The 22,687-nt window shown below is 74.7% G+C and carries 29 protein-coding genes; 23 read left to right on the top strand and 6 right to left on the bottom strand.

What is annotated here, in order from left to right; all coding sequences use genetic code 11:
• The first annotated feature begins 23 nt into the window (after positions 1–23).
• Genes ACIQTO_RS06295 through ACIQTO_RS06285 form a run of 3 tightly spaced genes read left to right on the top strand, consistent with a single transcriptional unit; the run spans position 24 to position 2,725 of the window.
• Positions 24–1,022 carry an ABC transporter ATP-binding protein gene (locus ACIQTO_RS06295; RefSeq protein ID WP_402383584.1) on the top strand — a complete coding sequence of 333 codons (999 nt, stop codon included), beginning with the start codon at positions 24–26 and terminating at the stop codon, positions 1,020–1,022.
• The gene (locus ACIQTO_RS06290; RefSeq protein ID WP_402383581.1) at positions 1,019–1,831 is read left to right on the top strand and encodes an ABC transporter permease; all 813 of its coding nucleotides are present in this window, start codon (positions 1,019–1,021) and stop codon (positions 1,829–1,831) included. The genes ACIQTO_RS06295 and ACIQTO_RS06290 overlap by 4 nt, the downstream gene beginning before the upstream one ends.
• A 60-nt stretch (positions 1,832–1,891) precedes the next feature.
• Positions 1,892–2,725: a hypothetical protein gene (locus ACIQTO_RS06285; RefSeq protein WP_402383579.1), complete on the top strand. Its 834-nt coding sequence runs from the start codon at positions 1,892–1,894 to the stop codon at positions 2,723–2,725.
• A 51-nt stretch (positions 2,726–2,776) separates the two neighbouring features.
• Here ACIQTO_RS06285 and ybaK read toward each other — a convergent pair whose 3' ends face one another.
• Genes ybaK through ACIQTO_RS06270 form a run of 3 tightly spaced genes read right to left on the bottom strand, consistent with a single transcriptional unit; the run spans position 2,777 to position 5,724 of the window.
• Entirely contained in the window at positions 2,777–3,271 is a 495-nt protein-coding gene (ybaK, locus tag ACIQTO_RS06280; RefSeq protein WP_402383576.1) for a Cys-tRNA(Pro) deacylase, read from the bottom strand.
• A 32-nt stretch (positions 3,272–3,303) separates the two neighbouring features.
• The gene (locus tag ACIQTO_RS06275) at positions 3,304–4,032 is read right to left on the bottom strand and encodes an LON peptidase substrate-binding domain-containing protein (protein ID WP_402383573.1); all 729 of its coding nucleotides are present in this window, start codon (positions 4,030–4,032) and stop codon (positions 3,304–3,306) included.
• Positions 4,033–4,074: 42 nt separating this feature from the next.
• Positions 4,075–5,724 carry an oxidoreductase gene (locus ACIQTO_RS06270; RefSeq protein ID WP_402383571.1) on the bottom strand — a complete coding sequence of 550 codons (1,650 nt, stop codon included), beginning with the start codon at positions 5,722–5,724 and terminating at the stop codon, positions 4,075–4,077.
• Positions 5,725–5,815: 91 nt separating this feature from the next.
• On the opposite strand from ACIQTO_RS06270, the gene hisD reads away from it, so the two are divergent.
• The 8 genes from hisD to hisF all read left to right on the top strand — a co-directional run bounded on the left by hisD (position 5,816) and on the right by hisF (position 11,683).
• Positions 5,816–7,150: a histidinol dehydrogenase gene (gene hisD, locus ACIQTO_RS06265; protein WP_402383568.1), complete on the top strand. Its 1,335-nt coding sequence runs from the start codon at positions 5,816–5,818 to the stop codon at positions 7,148–7,150.
• Entirely contained in the window at positions 7,147–8,244 is a 1,098-nt protein-coding gene (locus ACIQTO_RS06260) for a histidinol-phosphate transaminase (RefSeq protein WP_402383565.1), read from the top strand. The genes hisD and ACIQTO_RS06260 overlap by 4 nt, the downstream gene beginning before the upstream one ends.
• 6 nt (positions 8,245–8,250) lie before the next feature.
• Positions 8,251–8,844, top strand: a complete 594-nt coding sequence (gene hisB, locus ACIQTO_RS06255) for an imidazoleglycerol-phosphate dehydratase HisB (protein WP_402383562.1) — start codon at positions 8,251–8,253, stop codon at positions 8,842–8,844.
• Positions 8,841–8,993 (top strand): hypothetical protein, encoded by a 153-nt coding sequence (locus tag ACIQTO_RS06250; RefSeq protein WP_380573621.1) that lies wholly within the window; start codon positions 8,841–8,843, stop codon positions 8,991–8,993. The genes hisB and ACIQTO_RS06250 overlap by 4 nt, the downstream gene beginning before the upstream one ends.
• 111 nt (positions 8,994–9,104) lie before the next feature.
• Positions 9,105–9,740, top strand: a complete 636-nt coding sequence (gene hisH / locus ACIQTO_RS06245; RefSeq protein WP_402383559.1) for an imidazole glycerol phosphate synthase subunit HisH — start codon at positions 9,105–9,107, stop codon at positions 9,738–9,740.
• 22 nt (positions 9,741–9,762) lie between these two features.
• Entirely contained in the window at positions 9,763–10,488 is a 726-nt protein-coding gene (gene priA, locus ACIQTO_RS06240) for a bifunctional 1-(5-phosphoribosyl)-5-((5-phosphoribosylamino)methylideneamino)imidazole-4-carboxamide isomerase/phosphoribosylanthranilate isomerase PriA (RefSeq protein WP_402383556.1), read from the top strand.
• Entirely contained in the window at positions 10,485–10,916 is a 432-nt protein-coding gene (locus ACIQTO_RS06235; protein WP_402383554.1) for a RidA family protein, read from the top strand. Before priA ends, ACIQTO_RS06235 begins: the two co-directional genes overlap by 4 nt.
• Positions 10,913–11,683 carry an imidazole glycerol phosphate synthase subunit HisF gene (gene hisF, locus ACIQTO_RS06230; protein WP_402383551.1) on the top strand — a complete coding sequence of 257 codons (771 nt, stop codon included), beginning with the start codon at positions 10,913–10,915 and terminating at the stop codon, positions 11,681–11,683. The genes ACIQTO_RS06235 and hisF overlap by 4 nt, the downstream gene beginning before the upstream one ends.
• A 52-nt stretch (positions 11,684–11,735) precedes the next feature.
• Here the strand turns inward: hisF and ACIQTO_RS06225 are convergent, their stop codons facing one another.
• The 3 genes from ACIQTO_RS06225 to ACIQTO_RS06215 form a co-directional block, all read right to left on the bottom strand.
• A complete protein-coding gene (locus tag ACIQTO_RS06225; RefSeq protein WP_402383548.1) occupies positions 11,736–12,521 on the bottom strand; it encodes a VOC family protein in 786 nt (261 codons plus the stop codon).
• Between the two features lie 155 nt (positions 12,522–12,676).
• Positions 12,677–13,327 (bottom strand): TIGR03085 family metal-binding protein, encoded by a 651-nt coding sequence (locus ACIQTO_RS06220; RefSeq protein ID WP_402383545.1) that lies wholly within the window; start codon positions 13,325–13,327, stop codon positions 12,677–12,679.
• 57 nt (positions 13,328–13,384) lie between these two features.
• A complete protein-coding gene (locus tag ACIQTO_RS06215) occupies positions 13,385–13,957 on the bottom strand; it encodes a hypothetical protein (protein WP_402383542.1) in 573 nt (190 codons plus the stop codon).
• Between the two features lie 152 nt (positions 13,958–14,109).
• On the opposite strand from ACIQTO_RS06215, the gene ACIQTO_RS06210 reads away from it, so the two are divergent.
• From ACIQTO_RS06210 to ACIQTO_RS06155, 12 genes are all read left to right on the top strand, one after another.
• Complete coding sequence (locus ACIQTO_RS06210; RefSeq protein WP_402383540.1) at positions 14,110–14,580, top strand: hypothetical protein; 471 nt, start codon at positions 14,110–14,112, stop codon at positions 14,578–14,580.
• A gap of 116 nt (positions 14,581–14,696) precedes the next feature.
• Positions 14,697–15,068 carry a phosphoribosyl-AMP cyclohydrolase gene (gene hisI, locus ACIQTO_RS06205; RefSeq protein ID WP_402383537.1) on the top strand — a complete coding sequence of 124 codons (372 nt, stop codon included), beginning with the start codon at positions 14,697–14,699 and terminating at the stop codon, positions 15,066–15,068.
• Positions 15,069–15,106: 38 nt separating this feature from the next.
• Entirely contained in the window at positions 15,107–16,627 is a 1,521-nt protein-coding gene (locus ACIQTO_RS06200) for an anthranilate synthase component I (protein ID WP_402383535.1), read from the top strand.
• A gap of 16 nt (positions 16,628–16,643) precedes the next feature.
• Positions 16,644–17,255, top strand: a complete 612-nt coding sequence (locus tag ACIQTO_RS06195) for a Uma2 family endonuclease (RefSeq protein WP_402383532.1) — start codon at positions 16,644–16,646, stop codon at positions 17,253–17,255.
• Positions 17,252–17,878: a TIGR02234 family membrane protein gene (locus ACIQTO_RS06190; RefSeq protein WP_402383529.1), complete on the top strand. Its 627-nt coding sequence runs from the start codon at positions 17,252–17,254 to the stop codon at positions 17,876–17,878. The genes ACIQTO_RS06195 and ACIQTO_RS06190 overlap by 4 nt, the downstream gene beginning before the upstream one ends.
• A 164-nt stretch (positions 17,879–18,042) precedes the next feature.
• Positions 18,043–18,294: an HGxxPAAW family protein gene (locus tag ACIQTO_RS06185; RefSeq protein ID WP_402383527.1), complete on the top strand. Its 252-nt coding sequence runs from the start codon at positions 18,043–18,045 to the stop codon at positions 18,292–18,294.
• Between the two features lie 126 nt (positions 18,295–18,420).
• Positions 18,421–18,861 carry a DUF2752 domain-containing protein gene (locus tag ACIQTO_RS06180; RefSeq protein WP_402383524.1) on the top strand — a complete coding sequence of 147 codons (441 nt, stop codon included), beginning with the start codon at positions 18,421–18,423 and terminating at the stop codon, positions 18,859–18,861.
• 188 nt (positions 18,862–19,049) lie between these two features.
• On the top strand, positions 19,050–19,856 hold the full coding sequence (trpC, locus tag ACIQTO_RS06175) for an indole-3-glycerol phosphate synthase TrpC (RefSeq protein WP_402383521.1): 807 nt from the start codon (positions 19,050–19,052) through the stop codon (positions 19,854–19,856).
• A 10-nt stretch (positions 19,857–19,866) separates the two neighbouring features.
• A complete protein-coding gene (gene trpM / locus ACIQTO_RS06170) occupies positions 19,867–20,016 on the top strand; it encodes a tryptophan biosynthesis modulator TrpM (RefSeq protein WP_380573601.1) in 150 nt (49 codons plus the stop codon).
• A 49-nt stretch (positions 20,017–20,065) separates the two neighbouring features.
• Complete coding sequence (trpB, locus tag ACIQTO_RS06165) at positions 20,066–21,373, top strand: tryptophan synthase subunit beta (RefSeq protein ID WP_402383518.1); 1,308 nt, start codon at positions 20,066–20,068, stop codon at positions 21,371–21,373.
• 2 nt (positions 21,374–21,375) lie between these two features.
• On the top strand, positions 21,376–22,185 hold the full coding sequence (gene trpA, locus ACIQTO_RS06160; RefSeq protein WP_380573599.1) for a tryptophan synthase subunit alpha: 810 nt from the start codon (positions 21,376–21,378) through the stop codon (positions 22,183–22,185).
• A 188-nt stretch (positions 22,186–22,373) separates the two neighbouring features.
• Positions 22,374–22,631 carry a hypothetical protein gene (locus ACIQTO_RS06155; protein ID WP_402383514.1) on the top strand — a complete coding sequence of 86 codons (258 nt, stop codon included), beginning with the start codon at positions 22,374–22,376 and terminating at the stop codon, positions 22,629–22,631.
• Positions 22,632–22,687 lie beyond the last annotated feature (56 nt).

The raw sequence follows: 22,687 nt of genomic DNA, 5'->3' as shown, positions 1-22,687 counted from the left end.
GCTCGGTGGAGCGAGGCGGGCGGATGAGCGAGACGGCCGGGCGGGTACCCGGGGAGGCCTCGCCGTGCTGTGCCGTACGCGACCTGGTGAAGACGTACCGCTCCGGGCGCGGCGCCGGTGCCACCGGCATCCGGGCCAACGACGGCATCAGCCTGACCGTCCGGCAGGGCGAGATCTTCGGGTTGCTGGGGCCCAACGGGGCCGGCAAGTCCACCCTGGTCCGCCAGCTCACCGGCCTGCTGCGGCCCGACTCCGGCTCCATCGAGCTGCTCGGCCACGACGTGGTCCGCCACCCCGAGCGGGCCGCCCGGCTGCTGGGCTACCTCGGCCAGGAGTCCACCGCGCTGGACGAGCTGACCGTCGCGCTGGCCGCCGAGACCACCGGTCGGCTGCGCGGCCTCAGCCGCGCCCGCGCCCGCGCCGAGGCCGCCGACGTGCTCACCGAACTCGCCCTGGAACCGCTCGCCCACCGGCCGCTCGCCAAACTCTCCGGCGGCCAGCGCCGGCTCGCCTGCTTCGCCGCCGCGCTGGTGGGGGAGCGGCCGCTGCTGGTGCTGGACGAGCCGACCACCGGCATGGACCCGGTCGCCCGCCGGGCGGTCTGGAGCGCCGTCGACCGCCGCCGGGCCGAGCGGCGGACCACGGTGCTGCTGGTCACCCACAACGTGATCGAGGCGGAGACCGTGCTGGACCGGGTCGCGGTGGTGGACGAGGGCCGCGTGATCGCCTGCGACACCCCCGGCGGGCTCAAGGCGCTGGTGGACGGCGACGTCCGGCTGGACCTGGTCTGGCGGGACGAGGCGCCGATGGCGGTCGCCGCCGTCGCCGCGCTCGCCGAGCGGGCCGAGCGCACCGGCCGGCGCTGGACCGTGCGCACCACCCCCGAGCGGGCCCGTGAACTGGTCGCCGCCGTCACCACCGGCCCGGCCTTCGCCGCGCTGGACGACTTCACCCTGGCCACCCCGAGCCTTGAGGACGCCTACCTCAAGCTGGGCGGCCGCCATGGAGGACTGGCCAAGTGACCCTGCTCTCGGTGCCGCCGCAGACCGCCGGGGTCGCCGACGGCGGGCCCGCCCCGCTGGCCCCCGCCGCCCGACTGCTGCCCGCGCTGGCGGCCGTCTACCGGGCGCAGCTGGCCCGGGCCAAGGTGGCCCGCATCCCGCTGCTGTTCGTGGCGACCTTCCAGTCGCTCGGCATCCTGGTGATGATGCGCGGTGTCGTCGACCCGGGGCAGACCTCGGCCGCGCGGTCGGTGGTGGCCGGCTCCAGCGTCCTGGTGGTGGCCTTCGTGGCGCTCAACCTGCTGGCCCAGTACTTCGGCCGGCTGCGGGCCAGCGGCGGTCTCGACCACTACGCGACGCTGCCCGTCCCGGCGGCCTCGGTGGTCCTCGGCGTGGCCGCCGCGTACGCCTCGTTCACGCTGCCGGGCACCCTGGTGACGGCCGTCGCCGGGGCGTGGATGTTCGGGCTCCCGATGGGACAGCTCTGGGTGCTGCTCGCGGTGGTGCCGCTGGCCGGGGCGGCGCTGTCCGGGCTCGGCGCGGCCTGCGGGCTGCTGGCGCCCAAGCAGGAGATCGCCACCATGCTGGGGCAGCTCGGCATGTCGGCGGCGCTGCTGCTGGGGGTGCTCCCGGTGGACCACCTGCCGCGGCCGGTGCTCTGGCTGCGTGACCTGCTGCCCTCCACGTACGGCGTGGAGGCCTTCGCCCGGACCTTCGCGGCCGACCCGGACTGGGCGGCGGTGGCGGCGAACCTGGCGGTCTGCGCGGGAGTGGGCGTGGTGTCGCTGGCGGTGGCCACCTGGGCCTACCGGCGGGCCACCACGCGCTAGGCGTCCCGCCCCGTCCGGGTGGCGGGTCCGTCCGGGCGGCGATCGTGAAACGATGGGCCCGTGACCGTACCGAACACACCTCCGGATCCCCTGCGTGCCGCCGAGGGCACCGACGCGGACGCCGCCGCCCCTGGTCCGGCCGCCGGCCCGAACCCGTACGCGCCACCGCCCGTGGACCAGGCCGTGCTGCGTGCCGCGGACCGGCGGGCGCCGCTGGAGCGGCTGCTGCCCGAGCTGAAGGTCGGTGCGGTCACGGTGCTGGCCTGTCTGGCACTGGGCCTGGTGATGGCGGTGCTCTGGGCCTGGCTGGCGCCGAAGGTGCCGCTGGTGGTCGACGGCAACAAGATCCTCTACGGCGACCCGGAGGGCGAGCAGCGGGCCGGGGCCGACAGCGTCTTCGTGCTGATCGGGCTGGGCATGGGCCTGGTGACCGCGCTCGGCGCCTTCCTGTTCACCCGGCGGCGCGGCGGCGGGATCGCGGTGGCGATCGGCCTCGCGACCGGCGGTCTGCTGGCCTCGGTGGGCGCCTGGGGGCTGGGCCGGCGGCTCGGCCCGGCGAGCGACCTCGTCGCCGAGGCCCGGCGGGTCGGCAACGGCGGCCACTTCGACGCCGACATCGACCTCGGGGCCTACGGCGCGCTGCTGGCCTGGCCGATGGCCGCGATGGTGCTGCTGCTGGCGCTGTCGGCCGCCTTCGGCAAGCGCGAGGAGGACCCGCCGCCGTACTGGGCGGGCCCGTACGGCGTGCAGCGGCCCGTGGACGGGCTGCCGGGCGGGTCGTTCCACCCGGCTCCGGCGGGGGAGCGCCCGGCCGGGGAGCAGCCGGCGGACCGGCCGTACCCGGCGGACCAGCCGTACCCGGCGGACCGGCCGCCGCAGGACCGCACGCCCTGACGGCGCACCGGGCCGGGCGGGCGGTTCCGGGTGCGGCCGCCGCCCCGGTGGTCAGCGGCCGATCGGGGCGGTCACCGCGCCGGTGAGGCCGACCAGGTCGGCCGGGGCCAGTTCGACCTCCAGCCCGCGCCGGCCGGCCGAGACGTAGACCGTGGCGTGGCCGAGCGCGCTGTCGTCCACCACCGTGCGCAGCGCGCGGCGCTGGCCGAGCGGGGAGATGCCGCCGAGGACGTAGCCGCTGCTGCGCTCGGCGGCCGCCGGGTCCGCCATCGCGGCCCGCTTGCCGCCGACGGCGGCCGCGAGCGCCTTGAGGTCGAGCCGGCCGGCGACCGGGACGACCCCCACGGTGAGCACGCCGTCGACCTCGGCGACCAGGGTCTTGAAGACCCGTTCGGGCGCCACCCCGAGGACCTCGGCGGCCTCGCCGCCGTAGGAGGCGGCGGCCGGGTCGTGCGGGTAGGAGTGCACGGTGAACACCACCGCGGCGGCCTCCAGGGCGACGGTGGCGGGCGTGCCCCCGCCGGCCTGCTTCGGCTTCCTGGCCATCGGGACCTCTTCGGACGCGTCGGTGGACGGGGTCAGTTGGGGCTGAACGACTGGCGGGTCAGATCCACCGCGGGCAGCGACGGCAGCCAGCTGAGCACCGCCGTCTCGCGGCGCAGCAGCTCCAGTTCGGCGGTCAGCCGCCGGGTGGTGTCCGGGCAGGCCAGCAGCTCCTGCTTGACCGACGTCCCGAAGACCGAGGCGGCGGCCACCAGGTAGGAGAGCACCTGCGGGTCGTCGGGCAGCTCCTGGCGGCCGACGGTGCTGGCCTCGCGGGCGCCGGCCAGCCGCTTCTGGTACGCCCGGAAGGCGCGCTCCACGCCGGAGGCCAGCGCCCCGGCGCCCTCACCGGGCAACTCCTCGATCGGCTCGATCTCGCCGCTCAGGTACGGACCGCCGGTGTCCACCGAGCGCAGCCGGAACCGGGTGGTGCCGGTGACCAGCAGCTCGTACCGGCCGTCCGGCTGCTCCTGGGCCGAGGCCACGTCGGCCACGCAGCCGACGTGGTACAGCGCCTCCAGAGGGTCCCCGGTGACGGTGCCCAGACCGTCCAAGGGCCCGGCCGGGCCCTCCTCGGGGCGGACCGGCGCGACCTCGCGGCCGTCCTTGATGGCGAGCACGCCGAACCGCCGCGGCTGGTCCTCGGGGAGGGCGAGCAGGTCGGCGACCAGTCGGCGGTAACGCTCCTCGAAGATGTTCAGGGGCATCACCAGGCCCGGGTAGAGCACGGAGTTCAGCGGGAAGAGCGGCAGCCGTTCTGTCACGGCGCACAGCGTAGTTCCCCGAGCGGTGGGTACGCTCGGAGGTTATCCCCGCTGGAGCATCCGGCTGGCCCCGGCGGCGACGGTGGTGGCCAGCACCCAGCCGACGACCACCAGGCCGGAGGCGACCCACTGGGCGGTGCCGCCGGGGTTCCAGCCCTGCTGGCCGAGGTCGACGACCGGCAGCAGCTGGCCCAGCGCGTACAGCACCGGGTTCCAGTGCGGGCGCTCGTCGGCCTTGAGCGGCTGGAGCTCGTGGGTGGCGAAGTAGGCGCTGCCGAGCGCCCAGGCGAGCAGTAACCAGAGCGCGGCCCGGCCGGGGCGGAAGCCGTAGCCGACGGTGACGTCCTGGATCCGGCCCCAGAGCCGGGCGGGCAGCGGCAGGGTCTGCCGGCGGCGGCGCTGCTTGGCGTACAGCACCTCCCGGGCGTCGTCGTCGGCGCCGTCGCGGCGCAGGGCGGCGGCCAGCTGCTCGTAGGACTCGGGCTGGAACTCGACCGCGGACCCCTCCAGCCAGGCGATCCGCTGCCGGATGCCGAAGGGGGCGGCCGGGCGCAGGCACTCGTAGGTGAAGCCGGTGAGGCCGAGGTGCCTGCCGTGCGGCCAGGAGTCGGGGGCGTCGACCAGGTTGCCGACCCGGGCGCGGGAGAGCGCGACCTTGCCGGTGGGCGGGGTGCGGCAGGTGAAGCGGAGCTCGGGGGTCTGGATCCGGCGCAGCGCCAGCTCGTCCTCCGGGCCCAGGTGGAACTCGGCGTCGGTGATCAGGCAGGCGCTGTCGAAGCGGCTGTCGGAGAGCCGGACGGCGCCGTGCGCGCGGAACGGGGTGCTGGGGGTGCCGGCCGGGACGACCTGGCCGTAGCCGGAGCCGTAGTACGAACCGGAGGAGAACCAGCCGCCGTCCATCGAGCCGCTGAGGTACAGGGTGTGGCCGACGGTGAGCCGGACGGCGTTGAGGGCGACCGGGTTCTGCGGGAGGGCGTGCAGCTGGGCGCCGCGCAGCGAGAGCCGGCCGCCGACCCGGACGGTCCGCAGGCTGATCTCGCCGCGGGACTCCAGCCGGTCGGCCTCGAAGTCCTGGCTGACCGCCATGCCGTCGGCGGACAGCGCCCGGCCGAACCGGTCACCGCCCAGGACGGCCTGGTTGAGCAGCAGGTCGGTGCCGATCCGGGAGTCGGTGAGCCGGATGCCCTGCGCGATCCGGCAGCGGGCCAGGTGCAGGTCTCCGGAGGTGGTGAGGCGGGAGGCCTCCAGCCGGGGGATCAGGCACCTGACGAAGCGCAGGGTGCCGGCGTCGGCCTCGGATATCAGCACCTTCCGCTCGAAGCGGCAGTCGTGCACCTCGACGTAGTGGCCGATGGTGCCGCCGGCCAGCACCAGCGGGCCGGTGACCCGGGCGCCGGTCAGCTTCAGGGCGGCGACCCGCCCGGGGGCGGCCGGCGGGCCGTCCAGCAGCAGGTGGGCCAGCACCTCGGCGCGAACCGTGCGCCCGGGGCCCCAGACCGCGCCGCCGAAGGGGTCGTCCAGGGGGTCGCCGGACCGCGGTCCGGCGGCGCGCGGGGGGTCGGGCGGGGCGGCGGAGGGGGCGTTGTCCGGGCCGATGGCGCCGGCCCGCAGGTCGTACACCTCGCCCTGGCGGAACGCCTCCCAGAGACCCTGTTCGGTCCGCGTCCAGCCGTCCGGAGCACGCTCCGCCATCGTTCCCCCGTCTCCCCCGGTTGTCTCACCCTTCGTATCACGGACTGAAATGCGCGGTCGCCGGTTCCGGCCACTCCTTACACTGGGTGGCGTGATCTCTCGAATCGACCTGCGCGGCTCGCTCGACGACCCGCGTGACCTGCTGCCCCGTGCCGACTTCGACGTCGCGGCCGCCCTGGAGAAGGTGCGCCCGATCGCCGAGGACGTGCGTCATCGCGGGGTCGCGGCGGTGATCGACATCACGGAGCGTTTCGACGGCGTGCGGCTGGAGTCCACCCGGGTGCCCGCCGAGCAGCTCGCCGAGGCCCTGGCGGCGCTGGACCCGAAGGTCCGCGCCGCGCTGGAGGAGTCGATCCGCCGCGCCCGCCTCGTCCACGCGGACCAGCGCCGTACCGGGCACACCACCCAGGTCGTGCCGGGCGGCACGGTCACCCAGCGCTGGGTGCCGGTGGACCGGGTCGGCCTGTACGTGCCGGGCGGCCTCGCCGTCTACCCGTCCTCCGTCGTGATGAACGTGGTGCCCGCGCAGGAGGCCGGGGTGGCCGGCATCGCGGTGACCTCGCCGCCGCAGAAGGCCTTCGGCGGCCGGGTGCACCCGACGATCCTGGCGGCCTGCGAGCTGCTCGGCGTCACCGAGGTGTACGCGGTCGGCGGCGCCCAGGCGGTCGCGATGTTCGCGCTCGGCACCGAGGAGTGCGAGCCGGTCACCATGGTCACCGGCCCGGGCAACATCTACGTGGCCGCGGCCAAGCGCTACTTCGCCGGGCGGATCGGGATCGACTCCGAGGCCGGCCCGACCGAGATCGCCGTCCTCGCCGACGACAGCGCCGACCCGGTGGACGTCGCCGCCGACCTGATCAGCCAGGCCGAGCACGGCCCGACCTCGGGCTCGGTGCTGGTCACCGACTCGCCCGAGCTGGCCGAGGCCGTCGAGGCCGAGCTGAAGACGCAGGTCGCCCGGACGAAGCACAGCGCGCGGGTGGCCGAGGCGCTGGGCGGCCGGCAGTCCGGCATCATCCTGGTCGACGACCTGGAGCAGGGGCTCGCGGTGGTCAACGCCTACGCCGCCGAGCACCTGGAGATCCAGACCCGGGACGCCCACGCCGTGTCGGCCCGGGTCCGCAACGCGGGCGCGATCTTCATCGGCCGCTGGACGCCGGTGTCGCTGGGCGACTACGCCGCCGGCTCCAACCACGTGCTGCCGACCGGCGGCTGCGCCTGCCACTCGGCCGGGCTGTCCGTGCAGACCTTCCTGCGCGGTGTCCAGGTCGTCGAGTACGACCGCGAGGCGCTGGCCGGCGTCGCCGCGCACGTCGTCAACCTGGCCGACGCCGAGGACCTCCCCGGCCACGGTGACGCCATCAAGGCACGTTTCGTCCGAGACGAGCAGTACTGGCACAGCGACTGGACGGTTCCCCGCGCATGAGGATCGACGACCTTCCCATCCGCGACGAGCTGCGCGGTCAGTCCCCCTACGGTGCCCCGCAGCTGGACGTCCCCGTCCAGCTGAACACCAACGAGAACCCGTACCCGCTGCCGGCGGAGCTGGTGGCCCGGATCGCCGAGCGCGTCGCCGAGGCCGCCCGCGGCCTCAACCGCTACCCCGACCGGGACGCGGTCGAGCTGCGCGACGGCCTGGCCGGCTACCTGACCCGGACCACCGGTTTCGAGCGCGCCCGCGCGCAGGTCTGGGCCGCCAACGGCTCCAACGAGATCCTGCAGCAGCTGCTCCAGACCTTCGGCGGCCCCGGCCGCACCGCGCTCGGCTTCGAGCCCTCCTACTCGATGCACGCCCTGATCTCCCGGGGCACCGGCACCGGCTGGATCTCGGGGCCGCGCAACGAGGACTTCACGGTCGACGTGGACGCCGCCGTCGAGGCCATCGCCGAGCACCGGCCGAACGTCGTGTTCGTCTGCTCGCCGAACAACCCGACCGGGACCGCCGTCGCGGCCGACGTGGTGCTGCGGCTCTACGAGGCGGCGCAGGCCGCCGGGCCCAGCGTGGTGATCGTGGACGAGGCGTACGTCGAGTTCTCGCACCGCGCCTCGCTGCTGCCACTGCTGGAGGGCCGCCCCAACCTGGTGGTCACCCGCACCATGTCCAAGGCGTTCGGCGCGGCCGGCCTGCGGCTGGGCTACCTCACGGCCGACGCCGCCGTGGTGGACGCCGTCCAGCTGGTCCGGCTGCCCTACCACCTGTCGGCCGTCACCCAGGCGACCGCGCTGGCCTGCCTGGAGCACACCGACACCCTGCTCGGGTACGTCGGCCGGCTCAAGGCCGAGCGCGACCGGCTGGTCGACGCGCTGCGCGGGCTGGGCCTGGAGGTGACCGACTCGGACGCCAACTTCGTCCAGTTCGGCCGCTTCGCGGACACCCACGCCGTCTGGCAGGCCATCCTCGACCAGGGCGTCCTGGTCCGTGACAACGGCGTCCCCGGGTGGCTGCGCGTCACCGCCGGCACCCCCGCCGAGAACGACGCCTTCCTGGACGCCGTCTCCACCGTGATCAAGGAGCTGTAACCCCGTATGTCCCGTATCGGACGCGTTGAACGCACCACCAAGGAGACCTCGGTCCTGGTCGAGATCGATCTCGACGGCACCGGCCGGACCGACATCTCCACGGGCGTCGGGTTCTACGACCACATGCTCGACCAGCTCGGCCGCCACGGCCTCTTCGACCTCACCGTGAAGACCGACGGCGACCTGCACATCGACACCCACCACACCATCGAGGACACCGCCCTCGCCCTGGGCGCCGCCTTCAAGCAGGCGCTCGGCGACAAGGTCGGCATCTACCGCTTCGGCAACTGCACGGTGCCGCTGGACGAGTCGCTCGCCCAGGTCACCGTGGACCTCTCCGGCCGCCCCTACCTGGTGCACACCGAGCCGGCGACCATGGCGCCGATGATCGGCACCTACGACACCACCATGACCCGGCACATCCTGGAGTCCTTCGTGGCCCAGGCGCAGGTCGCCCTGCACGTCCACGTGCCGTACGGACGCAACGCGCACCACATCGTGGAGTGCCAGTTCAAGGCGCTGGCCCGGGCCCTGCGCTACGCCGCCGAGCGCGACCCGCGCGCGGCCGGCATCCTCCCGTCGACCAAGGGTGCGCTGTGAGCAAGGCCACGATCGTCCTCCTCTTCGTCGGGCTCTTCCTGGCCGGCGGGGTCATCTCGTTCTGGAAGCAGAAGATCCCGAAGGGCGTCATCGCGGTGCTCGCCATCGGCTCGGTGCTCTGCCTGGCCTCCGGCCTCATGCGCCTCTAGCGCCGCCGTACCGACAGCACGTCGTACGGACCGGCGCCGCACGGAGAGCGCCCCACGGAGACCGCCGTGCGGAGCCGGTCCGGAACAGCCGAGAGACTTGGACACCTGAACATGGGCAAGAACGTCGTCGTACTCGACTACGGGTCGGGCAACCTCCGCTCGGCCCAGCGGGCCGTCGAGCGCACCGGCGCGACCGTCACCGTCACGTCGGACTTCCAGACCGCGTTGGACGCGGACGGCCTGCTCGTCCCCGGCGTCGGGGCCTTCGAGGCCTGCATGCGCGGGCTGAAGGCCGTCCGCGGCGAGCAGGTCATCGGCCGCCGGCTCGCCGGGGGCCGCCCGGTGCTGGGCATCTGCGTCGGCATGCAGATCCTCTTCGAGAAGGGGGTCGAGCACGGCGTGGAGACCCCCGGCTGCGACGAGTGGCCGGGCACCGTCGAGCCGCTGGACGCGCCGATCGTCCCGCACATGGGCTGGAACACCGTCGACGCCCCCGAGGGCAGCCGGCTCTTCGCCGGTCTCGACGCCGACACCCGCTTCTACTTCGTGCACTCCTACGGGGTGCGCCGCTGGGAGCTGGAGGTCCACAGCGCGCGGCTGCACGCCCCGCTGGTCACCTGGGCCACGCACGGGCAGCCGTTCGTCGCGGCCGTCGAGAACGGCCCGCTCTGGGCCACCCAGTTCCACCCCGAGAAGTCCGGCGACGCCGGCGCCGCCCTGCTGACCAACTGGGTCAACACCCTCTGACGATCTGAGAGTTGCCACCATCATGAGCCGCCTCGAACTGCTCCCCGCCGTCGACGTCCGGGACGGCCAGGCCGTCCGCCTGGTCAAGGGAGCCTCCGGCACCGAGACCTCCTTCGGCGAGCCGCTCGCCGCCGCCCTCGCCTGGCAGAACGCCGGTGCCGAGTGGCTCCACCTGGTCGACCTGGACGCCGCGTTCGGCACCGGCAGTAACCGTGACCTGCTCCGCGAGGTCACCGCCGCGCTGGACATCAAGGTCGAGCTGTCCGGCGGCATCCGCGACGACGAGTCGCTGGCCGCGGCCCTCGCCACCGGCTGCACCCGGGTCAACCTCGGCACCGCCGCCCTGGAGAGCCCCGAGTGGGTCGCCAAGGTCATCGCCGAGCACGGCGACAAGATCGCCGTCGGCCTGGACGTGGTCGGCACCACCCTGCGCGGCCGCGGCTGGACCCGCGACGGTGGCCAGCTCTTCGAGGTGCTGGCCCGCCTCGACGCCGAGGGCTGCGCCCGCTACGTGGTCACCGACGTCAACCGGGACGGCACCCTGACCGGCCCCAACCTGCAGCTGCTGCGCGACGTCTGCGCCGCCACCGACAAGCCGGTGGTCGCCTCCGGCGGCGTCTCCTCGCTGGACGACCTGCGCGCCATCGCCACCCTCGTCGGCGAGGGTGTCGAGGGTGCCATCGTGGGCAAGGCACTCTACGAGCAGAAGTTCACCCTCGAAGAGGCCCTGGAGGCGGTTTCAGGATGACGGAACGTCAGATCGTACGCGGTCGGGTGGCCGGGTTCTCCCCCTGGGAGGACGAGTTCGGCTACTCGCGGGCGGTTGCCGCGGGAGACCATGTGCACGTGGCCGGCTCCACCGCCTGGGTGGACGGGAAGGTCGAGCACGAGAGCGACCCGTACCAGCAGACCCTCGCCGCGTTCGGCGTCGGCCTCAAGGCCCTGGCCGCGTACGGACTGACGACGGACGACGTGGTCCGTACCCGGATGTACATCACCCACGCCCGCGACGCCTCGGAGGTGGGCCGCGCCCACCGCACCCTCTTCGACGCCGCCCGCCCGGTGGCCACCATGGTGGTGGTCGGGGGCCTGATCGACTCCCGGATGATGGTCGAGGTCGAACTCGACGCCTATCGCGCCGGGCTCGCACGCACTCTGGAAGGCAAACAGCCGTGACCCTCGCCGTACGTGTCATCCCCTGCCTGGACGTCGACGCCGGCCGGGTGGTGAAGGGCGTCAACTTCCAGAACCTGCGCGACGCCGGGGATCCGGTCGAGATGGCCAAGCTCTACGACGCCGAGGGTGCCGACGAGCTGACCTTCCTCGACATCACCGCCTCCTCCGGCGACCGCGAGACCACCTACGACGTGGTCCGCCGCACCGCCGAGCAGGTCTTCATCCCGCTCACCGTCGGTGGCGGCATCCGCGCCGTCGACGACGTGGACAAGCTGCTGCGGGCCGGGGCCGACAAGGTGGGCGTCAACACCGCGGCGATCGCCCGCCCGGAGCTGGTCCGGGAGATCGCGCGGCGCTTCGGCCGCCAGGTGCTGGTGCTGTCGGTGGACGCCCGGCGCTGCCCGGAGGGCACCGAGACCACCTCGGGCTTCGAGGTCACCACCCACGGCGGGCGCCGGGGCACCGGCCTGGACGCCGTCGAGTGGGCGGGCCGCGCGGCCGAGCTGGGCGCGGGCGAGATCCTGCTCAACTCGATGGACGCGGACGGTACCAAGGACGGCTACGACCTGGAGCTGATCCGGGCCGTGCGCAAGAGCGTCGCCGTCCCGGTCATCGCCTCCGGCGGGGCCGGCAAGCTCGCCGACTTCGCCCCGGCGGTGGAGGCGGGAGCCGACGCCGTGCTGGCCGCCAGCGTCTTCCACTTCGGGGACCTGCGGATCGGCGAGGTCAAGGACGCGCTGCGGGAGGCCGGGCACCCGGTCCGCTGACGTCCGGCCGCCCGGTGCCGCCCGCGTCCCGGGCGGCATCGGGCGGCGGCGTTCAGGAGCCCTGCCGCGGCTCGCCCTTGATCAGCGCGAACGGCGCGCCGAACGGGTCCGCCAGCCAGGCGATCCGGCCGACCTCCGGGACGTCCTCGGCGGGCATCAGCACCGTGCCGCCGGCCGACTGGGCGCGGCGCGCCAGCTCGTCCACCTGCTCGGTGGCGAAGTAGGGCGTCCAGGACGGCGGTTGGCCCTCGCCCATGACCGGGGCGATGCCGCCGAAGCTGGTGTCCTGCTGGTCGCCCTCGGCGGTGGAGAGCACCAGGTAGGTCATCCCCGGGGCCGGGAACTTCTCCGAGCGCCAGCCGAACACCGCCCGGTAGAAGCCGAAGCCGGCCTCCTGGTCGGTGGTGTGCAGCTCCGACCAGACCAGCGCGTTGTCGGTGGAGACCGCGTCCAGGCCGACGGTCGTACCGGCCTGCCAGATCGCGAACCGGGCGCCCTGCGGGTCGGTCAGCTGGGCCATCCGCCCGGCGTCCATCACGTCGAACGGCGCGACCCGGACGGTGCCGCCGGCCTGCTCGACGGACTTGGTGGTGGCCTCGGCGTCCGGCGTCTTGAAGTACGTCGTCCAGGTGGACCGCGCGCCCTCCTCGGTGAGCGGCCCGATCGCGCCCACGGTCTTTCCGTCCGCCTGGAGGAAGCCGTAGCCGCCCGCCTCCGGGCCGAGCTCCTGGAACGTCCAGCCGAACACCGCGCCGTAGAAGGCCGCGGCGGCGGCCGGGTCCGGGCTGCCGAGGTCGATCCAGCAGGGCGAGCCGGTGGGGAAGTCGGTGGTGAGCATGAGGTGGTGCTCCTTCGACGGGAAAGACGGCCGGGCGGCTTTCCGGAGGCGCGGTCGCGCCTCTTCCCGGCCCGATGCGAGTCTGCACCCCACCACTGACATCCGCAGCCGGGGCGGTCGCGGGCCCGCTCCCGCGGCCGCCCTCCCCGTTGGCGCTATGCGAGGACCGGCGGCAGCGGGAGCACGTGGTGCAGGGCGGCGACGGCGTCCGGCGGGCCGTCCACCGACAGCTCGGTGCGGGCGCCCCGCCCGTGGACGAACAGCAGCAGCTCGCCCGGCTCGCCGGTGATCCGCACCGTCGGCGCGCCGGTGGGGCCGACCGCCAGGCTCTGCCCGTCCGGGCGGCGCAGCTCCAGGCGGGCGGGGGAGCGCCGGCCCGCCTCCAGCCGGGCGAGCAGCGGCAGGCGGCGCCAGAGCGCCTCGGCCCGCCCGGGCGGCACCGGCCGGGCCTGCCAGGGTTCGCCCGCCCGGAGGACGTCCTCGGCGTGCACGAAGTACTCCACGGTGTTCGCCGCCTCGTCGGCCCCCGGCAGGGCGAACGGTGAGAGCAGCGGCGGGCCGGCGCGGAACGCGCGCAGCAGGTCCTCGTACGGGCGCGCGGCGTAGCCGTTCTGCACCCGGCGGGTCCAGCCGGCCAGCGGGCCGACCCGGATGCCGGCCGCGGCGTCCGGGCGGTGTTCACGGAGCACCAGGTGGGCGGCGAGGTCCCGGGTGGTCCACCCGGCGCAGAGGGTGGGCGCGTCCGGCCCGGCGGCGGCGAGGAGTTCGGCCAGCCGGTGGCGCTCGGCGAGGGCATGGTTCGACATGCGGCAAGCCTAGGGGGCGGCCGGTCGCCCCGGGGTCGGTCGCCCCGGGGCCGGGTGTCAGCGCAGGTGGCCGGAGAGCCGGACGCCGCCCGGGCGGTTGCTCGCCGTCAGGGTGCAGGTGAAGTCCCGCCAGCCCTGCTGGTAGAAGGCCGTGGACGGGCCGAACGGGTAGCCGTAGTACGGGCCGCCGCCGCCCTGGCGGGCCTCGGCGGCGGCCTGCGCCGCCTGGCAGCCCTCCCGCATCGCCTTGCTGATCTGGCTGTCACCGGTCAGCCCGTCCGGGAGCAGCAGGTCGGCGATCGCCTCGCCGTCGTGCTCGCCCTCGCAGGGCCGCGCCTCCGGCTTGGTGACCGTCTTGTTCAGCTGCGGGTGGTCGAGGCAGGAGCCCACCGGGAAGAAGGTGTACGGCACCACCCTGGTCGGCGTCGGGGTGGGTGCCGGGGTGGGCGTGGGTGTCGCGGTGGTCGTGGCGGGGGCGGGTGGCGGCGGCAGCGCGGCGGGCTTCTTCTCCGGCCAGAGCAGCACGGTGGCCACCACCGCGAGCAGCACGGCCAGCACGGCCGAGACGGCGAGGACCAGGCCCCGCGACGGACGGGAGGCGGCGGCTTCGGGCGGCTGCTCGGAGGTCATGGCCACGAGAATGGCCCACTCCGGGGCCCCGTGGCAGCCGGTTGGCACAACTCGTACGAGCAGACCGGGTCGGTGCGGCGGGCCGGCCGCGGGGTCGGCGCGCCGGGGTCGGCTAGGCTCGCCCCGGCACGACACGATCCCAGGAGTTGCGGATGCGCGTCGGAATCACCGGTCACCGGGGCCTGTCGGGGGGCATCACCGAGATGCTGGTCCGCGGGGACCTCTGGAAGCTGATCACCACCTACGGCGCCTACGAACTGGTCGGCGTCACCTGCGCCGACGAGGGCCCGGAGAGCTGGTTCGCCCGTTCCGTGCTGGACCACGGCGGCAAGCTGGAGGTGATCGTCCCCGCCGGGGCACCGCTGGTGGGCCGCGCCGACGACCTGCACCGGGGCACCCGGCTGCGGCTGATGAACGAGGCCAACGCCATCCACCGGCTCGCCGCCGTCGAGCACGGCGGTCCCGGTGACGACACCGCGCGCGCCCTGGTCGGCATGGTCGACGAGGTGATCGCGGTCTGGGACGGCGAGCCCGGCAGCGAGCCGGCCCGGGTCGCCGAACTGGCCCGGCGGGCCGGACTGTTCGTCCACCGGATCTGGCCGGAGGGCTGCGAGCGGCCGTGAGCCGCCCGCCCGCCGCCGGTGCCGGCCGGCGCGCCCCCGGACGCGGCCGCCCCGGGGGCCGGGCCGCGATCCGGACGGCGGCCCGGCGGGCCGGGCCGGACTGACACAATGGCCCCATGTCCACCACACCCGCCGTCCCCGGCTCGACCGCCCTGGCTCCCGGGATCGCCGCCCGGCTCAAGCGCACCGCCGACGGTCTGCTCCCGGCCATCGCGCAGCAGTACGACACCGGCGAGGTGCTGATGCTGGGCTGGATGGACGACGAGGCGCTGCACCGCACCCTCACCACCGGCCGCTGCACCTACTGGAGCCGCAGCCGCCAGGAGTACTGGGTCAAGGGCGACACCTCGGGCCACGTCCAGCGGGTCGTCTCGGTCGCGCTGGACTGCGACGGCGACACCCTGCTGGTCAGGGTCGACCAGAGCGGCGCCGCCTGCCACACCGGCGACCGCACCTGCTTCGACGCCGACGTGCTCCCGCTCGCCTGACCTCCCCAGCTCACCACGACCAGAAGGTGCCGCCCGCCATGGACCTCGCAGCCTTCCGCAAGCTTGCCGTCGACACCCGGGTCATCCCGGTCACCCGCAGGCTCCTCGCGGACGGCCTCACCCCGATCGGCCTCTACCGCAGCCTCGCCGGCGAGCGCACCGGCACCTTCCTGCTGGAGTCCGCCGAGCAGGGTCGCAGCTGGTCCCGCTACTCCTTCGTGGGCGTGCGCAGCGCCGCCACCCTGACCGCCGACGCCGACGGCAACGCCCACTGGCTCGGCGCCCCGCCGGTCGGCATCCCCACCGGCGGCGACCCGCTCCAGGTGCTGCGCGCCGCTCTGGAGGCGCTGCACACCCCGCGCCGCACCGACGACGGCCTGCCCCCGCTGACCGGCGGCCTGGTCGGCTACCTCGGCTACGACGTCGTCCGCCGGCTGGAGAAGCTGCCCGACCTCAACCCGGACGACCTGCGGCTGCCCGAGCTCACCATGCTGCTCGCCACCGACCTCGCGGTGCTCGACCACGCCGACGGCACGGTGCTGCTGATCGCCAACGCGGTCAACCACAACGACCTGGCCAGCGGCGTCGACGAGGCCTACGCGGACGCGGTGGCCCGCCTCGACACGATGGAGGCCGACCTGCTCAAGCCGGTCGACCCGGGGCTCGCCACCTTCACCCCGTCCGGTCCCGGGGAGGTCCGCTCGCCCTTCGGCGGGGAGCCGTACCGGGCGGTCGTGGAGGAGATCAAGGAGCGGATCCGGGCCGGCGAGGCCTTCCAGGTGGTGCCCTCGCAGCGGTTCGAGGCACCCTGCCCGGCCTCCGCGCTGGACGTTTACCGGGTGCTGCGCACCACCAACCCCAGCCCGTACATGTACCTGTTCCGCTTCCCCGGCCCGGACGGCGCCGCCGAGGGCGGCTTCGACGTGGTCGGCTCCAGCCCCGAGGCCCTGGTCAAGGTCACCGAGGGCGAGGCGATGCTGCACCCGATCGCCGGCACCCGGCACCGCGGCGCCACCCCGCACGAGGACGCCGAGCTGGCCGCCGAGCTGCTCGCCGACCCGAAGGAGCGGGCCGAGCACCTGATGCTGGTGGACCTGGGCCGCAACGACCTCGGGCGGGTCTGCGAGCCGGGCAGCGTCGAGGTGGTCGACTTCATGCAGATCGAGCGGTACAGCCACGTCATGCACATCGTGTCGACGGTCACCGGCAAGGTGGCGCCCGGCCGGACGGCCTTCGACGTGCTGACCGCCTGCTTCCCGGCCGGGACGCTCTCCGGCGCGCCGAAGCCGCGCGCGATGCGCATCATCGAGGAGCTGGAGCCCACCCGCCGGGGTCTGTACGGCGGCTGCGTCGGGTACCTGGACTTCGCCGGGGACTCCGACACCGCGATCGCCATCCGCACCGCCGTGCTGCGCGACGGCACCGCCTACGTCCAGGCGGGTGCGGGCGTGGTCGCCGACTCGGACCCGCACGGCGAGGACACCGAGTGCCGCAACAAGGCCGCCGCCGTCCTGCGGGCCGTGGCCACCGCCAACACCCTGCGCACGCCGACGCTCTAGGGACCGGGAGGCCACGATGCCGGACGGGCAGCAGTTCACCGGGTCGGCCTGGGACGTCCTGGCGGGGGTGCGGCTGCCGCCCGGCCACCGGGTGGAGATCACCGCCGGGAAGGTCACCATGACGCCGCGCACGGCCGCGTCGGAGGCGATTGCCCGGGCCGTCGCCGCGCAGGCCGGGGAACAGTCGGCCGGGCGCGGCACGGTGCTCGCGCGGGCCGTCGTGGACTTCCCGTCCGCGCGGTACGGCTACGCGCCGGACGTGGCCCTGGTCGCCCCCGGCGCGCGCCCCGGTGACCGGGGCCGGTTCGGGTGGCGCGACCTGGAGGCGGTGCTGGAGGCCGTCCCGCGGTTCCAGCAGGACGACGACTTCGTCCGCAAGCACCGCTTCTACGCGGAGTGCGGGATCCCGCTGTACGTGCTGGTGGACCCGGTGGCGGCGGCCTGCACGGTGTACAGCGCGCCGCAGCCGGGCGGCACCTACCGGGAGGCGGAGCGGGTGCCGTTCGGCAACGATCTCTTCCTGCCGCTGGCGGGGCGGACCCTGGTGCTGCGGACCGACGACTTCCCGGTCGAGTCGCCGACCCCGGGTGCGGAGCCGGGCGGCGGCCGGGGGATAGTGGACGGGTGAGCGTTCCTAGCCAGTCCCGTGCCGAAGCCGTTTCCGCCGCCCCCGCGAAGGCCGGGCGGCGGACGCTCGGCCTGATGCTGCTGTTGACCCTGCTGGGCGCGGTGCTGGTGCTCACCGCCGTCGGCCGGGTCTGGGCCGACGGCCGGGTGGCCGGCTCGGCCGCCGGGACGCTGGAGGTGTCCGTCACCGGCAGCCGGATCTCCGAACTGCCCGGCGGGCTGGCCCTGGTGGCGATGGCGGCGGCCCTGGCGGTGTTCGCGGTGCGCGGCGCCGGACGGATCGCGGTCGGTGTGCTCACCCTGCTGGCCGGCCTCGGGGCGGCCGTGACCGCGGCCGCCGGGGCGGGAGACAGCGCCGCGCTGGACAGCGAGGCGGCCCGCAAGCTGGCGCTCTCCGGCACCACCGCCACGGAGGTCGGCCACACCGGCTGGCCCTGGGTGGCCCTGGCCGGCGGGCTGCTGCTGGCCCTGGCCGGGCTGCTGGTCGTCCGGTACGGGCGGAGCTGGCCGGCGATGGGAAGCCGCTACGACGCGCCGACCCGGAAGGCGCCGGTGAAGGCCGCGGAGAGCCCGGCGGACCTCTGGAAGGCGCTGGACCGGGGTGAGGACCCGACCGCGGTCTGACCGGGACCGACCGCGCGGCCGGTGCTGGCCGCCGCGTCGGTGTGACCCGATAGACGAGCACCCCCTTTGGGGTGGCGGTGTGTGGCCCGGCACAATGGAACACGTCAACCCGCCAGGGGCCCCGCAGGCCCGGCAGGGCCCCGGAGAACCAAGGAGCACCGCAGATGTCGGCAGCAGCACACGGCCACAACCCCGCCGCCTGGACCGGCGTGACCATCTCCTTCGTCGGCTTCGCGATCGCGGGCGTGGCGATGATCCTCCCGTCGGTGCCGGTGGTCTGGGGCGGCCTGGCGGTCGTCGTGATCGGCGGCGTGGTCGGCAAGGCCATGTCGATGGCCGGCATGGGCAAGCAGCCCAGCCCGCACGTCGAGACCCGCGAGGAGCGCGTCGCCGCGGCCGCCGCCGTCACCGCCTGACGCACCCCTGGTACGGCCGAACGGCGGGCGCCATGCCCGCCGTTCCGCGTTCCCGGCGGTCCGGTCCGTTCGACGGGGTCGTTTCGTTTCGCCCACGGGACGCGCCGGACCGGCAGAATCGGGGGCGTGAACGCCGCCCCCCTCGCCTCCGCCCGGCCGCCCGTGCTGCGCCGGCTCGGTCCGCCGCTGGCCGCCCTGGCCGCGGTGACCGTCCCCACCGTGTACCTCGCGGTGGTGGACCCGAACGCCCCGGGCCACTACCCGGCCTGCCCGTTCCTGACCGCCACCGGCTGGTGGTGCCCGGGGTGCGGCGGGTTGCGCTGCGTGCACGCCCTCGCCCACGGCGACCTCAGCGGCGCCCTGCACGACAACGCGCCCGCGGTGCTGCTCTTCGCGGTGCTGGCCGTGCTCTGGGTGCGCTGGGTGTGGGCCGCGGTGACCGGCGGCGCGGCGCCCCGGATCGCGCTCGGTGCCCGCCGCTGGGTGCTGGTCGGCCTGTTGCTCCTGGTGTTCACGGTGGTGCGCAATCTGCCGGTCGGAGCGGGCCTGGCGCCGCCCCTGATCTGAGCCCCGGCGCCGTGTGGGCGCCGTGAAGCCGCAGTTGGGAGGCGGGGTGGGGGCGTCCGCACCCCGAGACGCGCGCCGGGTGGATGCGCCCCGCGCTCCCCGGTGCCGATACCATCGAAGGGCCGGCGGGCCCATTGGCCGTCCGGCTCCTCGCTAGCAGAACTAGCAGAACTGATGGGGGCGCTCGCGTGAGTGTGCTCGACACGATCATCGAAGGGGTCCGCGAGGACCTCGCCGAGCGGCAGGCCCGGGTCTCGCTGGACGAGCTCAAGGAGCTCGCCGCCAAGGCCCCGGACGCCAAGGACGGCGTCGCCGCGCTCAAGGGCGACGGTGTGCGGGTGATCTGCGAGGTCAAGCGCTCCAGCCCGTCCAAGGGCGCACTGGCCGCGATCGCCGACCCGGCCGCCCTGGCGGCCGACTACGCGGCCGGCGGTGCCGCCGCGATCAGCGTGCTGACCGAGCAGCGCCGCTTCGGCGGCTCGCTCGCGGACCTGGACGCCGTTCGCGCCGCGGTGGACACCCCGCTGCTGCGCAAGGACTTCATCGTCACCGCCTACCAGCTCTGGGAGGCCCGCGCGCACGGCGCCGACCTCGCGCTGCTGATCGTCGCCGCCCTCGACCAGCCGGCCCTGGTGTCGCTGATCGAGCGCGCCGAGTCGATCGGCCTCACCCCGCTGGTCGAGGTGCACGACGAGGAGGAGATCGCCCGCGCGGTGGACGCCGGTGCGAAGATCATCGGTGTCAACGCCCGCAACCTCAAGACCCTTGAGGTGGACCGCAACACCTTCGGCAACGTGGTCCACGCGATCCCGGACGGCATCGTCAAGATCGCCGAGTCCGGCGTGCGCGGCCCGCTGGACGTGATCTCCTACGCCAACCTCGGCGCCGACGCGGTGCTGGTCGGCGAGACCCTGGTGACCGGCCGGGACCCGCGCGCCACCGTGGCCGACCTGGTCGCGGCCGGTGCCCACCCCGCCCTCCGGCACAAGGACTGACCCCGCCGCCATGAAACTCGCCTCCCGTCTCGCTCCCGGCTGCCGCCCGCGCGGCTGCCGCGCGCCCGCGCGCCGGGTGCTGGGCAGGCGGGTGCGCTACGTGATCGGCTGCGAGCCCGGGCAGGTGCCGGGTCGCCGATGGCGCGGGACGCACGGCTGAACCAGCCGTTCCGACGTCACTGCCGTCATCTGCGAGAAGGATCTCCACCATGTCCGAGAAGGACTACCTGCCCGGCGCCGAGGTGCCGGACGCCCGCGGTTACTTCGGTGCCTACGGGGGCCGCTTCATTCCGGAGGCGCTCGTCGCCGCCGTCGAGCAGGTCGCCGAGGAGTACGAGAAGGCCAAGGCCGACCCGGCCTTCGCGGCCGAGCTGGACGGGCTGCTCAAGGACTACACCGGCCGCCCCAGCCCGCTGACCGATGTGCACCGCTTCTCCGCCGAGGCGGGCGGCGCGCGCGTCCTGCTCAAGCGCGAGGACCTGAACCACACCGGCTCGCACAAGATCAACAATGTGCTGGGCCAGGCGCTGCTGACCCGCCGGATGGGCAAGACCCGGATCATCGCCGAGACCGGCGCCGGCCAGCACGGCGTGGCCACCGCCACCGCCTGCGCGCTGTTCGGCTTCGACTGCACCATCTACATGGGCGAGGTCGACACCCGGCGCCAGGCGCTGAACGTCGCCCGGATGCGGATGCTCGGCGCCGAGGTGGTGGCCGTCACCTCCGGCAGCCGCACCCTCAAGGACGCCATCAACGAGGCGTTCCGCGACTGGGTCGCCAACGTGGACTCCACCCACTACCTGTTCGGCACCGTGGCCGGGCCGCACCCGTTCCCGATGATGGTCCGCGACTTCCACCGGGTCATCGGCGTCGAGGCCCGCGAGCAGGTGCTGGAGCGGACCGGCCGGCTGCCGGACGCCGTGGTCGCCTGCGTCGGCGGCGGTTCCAACGCGATGGGCATCTTCCACGAGTTCATCCCGGACGCCGGGGTGCGCCTGATCGGCTGCGAGGCGGCCGGCGAGGGCGCCGAGACCCCGAAGCACGCCGCCACCCTCACCAAGGGCGACCCGGGCGTGCTGCACGGCTCGCGCACCTACGTCCTGCAGGACGAGGACGGCCAGACCATCGAGTCGCACTCCATCTCGGCCGGTCTGGACTACCCGGGCGTCGGCCCGGAGCACGCCTGGCTGAAGGACACCGGCCGGGCCGAGTACCGCCCCGTCACCGACGACGCCGCCATGCAGGCCCTGCGGCTGCTCTCCCGCACCGAGGGCATCATCCCGGCCATCGAGAGCGCCCACGCGCTGGCCGGCGCGCTGGAGCTGGGCCGCGAGCTCGGGCCGGAGGCCACCATCCTGGTCTCGCTCTCCGGGCGCGGCGACAAGGACATGCACACCGCGGCCGAGTACTTCGGCCTGTACGACGAGGCCGGCGGCAACGCGGCCGCCGACCAGAAGGCCGCCGACCACGAGGCTGCCGACAACGCGGGCGACGGCGCCGGCAACGGGGGTAAGTGACCATGGCTTCGAAGCTCAGTGACGTCCTGGCCGCGGCCAAGGCGGAGAACCGCGCCGCGCTGATCGGCTACCTGCCGGCCGGCTTCCCGACCGTGGACGGCGGCGTGCGCGCCGTCAACGCGCTGATCGAGGGCGGCTGCGACATCGTCGAGGTCGGCCTGCCGCACTCCGACCCGGTCCTGGACGGCCCGACCATCCAGACCGCCGACGACATCGCGCTGCGGGCCGGCGTGAAGATCAAGGACGTGCTGCGCACCGTCCAGGAGGTGGCCACCGCGCACCCCGGGGCGGCGGTGCTGGTCATGACCTACTGGAACCCGGTCGACCGCTACGGCACCGCGCGCTTCGCCGCCGACCTGGCCGCCGCCGGCGGGGCCGGCTGCATCCTGCCGGACCTGCCGGTCGAGGAGTCCGGGGAGTGGCGCAAGGCGGCGGCCGAGCACGGCCTCGACACCGTGTTCGTGGTCGCTCCGAGCAGCCAGGACAAGCGCCTGGCCGAGGTCACCGCGGCGGGCTCCGGCTTCGTCTACGCGGCGGCGGTGATGGGGGTGACCGGGACCCGGGCCCGGGTCGGCAACCTCGCCGAGGACCTGGTCGCCCGGACCAGGGCCACCACCGAGCTGCCGGTCTGCGTCGGCCTCGGCGTCTCGACCGCGGCCCAGGCCGCCGAGGTGGCCGCCTTCGCGGACGGTGTGATCGTCGGCTCGGCCTTCGTCCAGCGGATCCTGGACGCCGACGGGGACGAGCCGGCCGCGCTGGCGGCCGTCCGCGCCCTGGCCGGCGAGCTGGCCCAGGGGGTCCGCCGCCGGTAGGCACCCGCTCGTGACGGCCCGCCGCCCCCTCCCCGGGGGCGGCGGGCCGTCGGCGTTCCCGGACCGGACCCGAACGGGTGAACAGTGCGGCCCCGACGCATCAGGGGGGGTTGACCGGCGTTGAGTGGAGGGACGAGTGCACGCACCACGTGTACGGGGGCGTGAAGCGAACGGAAAGGGGTCCGCCGGTGCCGGGTCTGCAGCGAGCCGTCCTGCTGCGGGCGGCGGCCGCGGTGCTGGCCCTGACCGCGGCCGTCGGGGCGGACACCGCGGTCGGCCAGGCGCTGGCCAGGCGGGGCGCGGAGCGGGCCGAGCGGGACGCGTACGTCTGTGCCGAGGCGGCCCGGGTGGACGCGGTGGTGCGGGCGACGCGCTCGGCGCACGACGGCCGGCCGGACCTCTACGACCCGGGGCGTCCGCCGGGCTGCGATCCGAACGGGCATTAGAACATATTCGGGCAGACCGTCATCAGGTGTCACCCATACGGCTTAATTCCTGAATA

The organism is Kitasatospora sp. NPDC091207 (genome assembly GCF_044768625.1).
Lineage (GTDB): Bacteria > Actinomycetota > Actinomycetes > Streptomycetales > Streptomycetaceae > Kitasatospora.
This window is presented reverse-complemented; position numbering and strand designations above follow the sequence as displayed.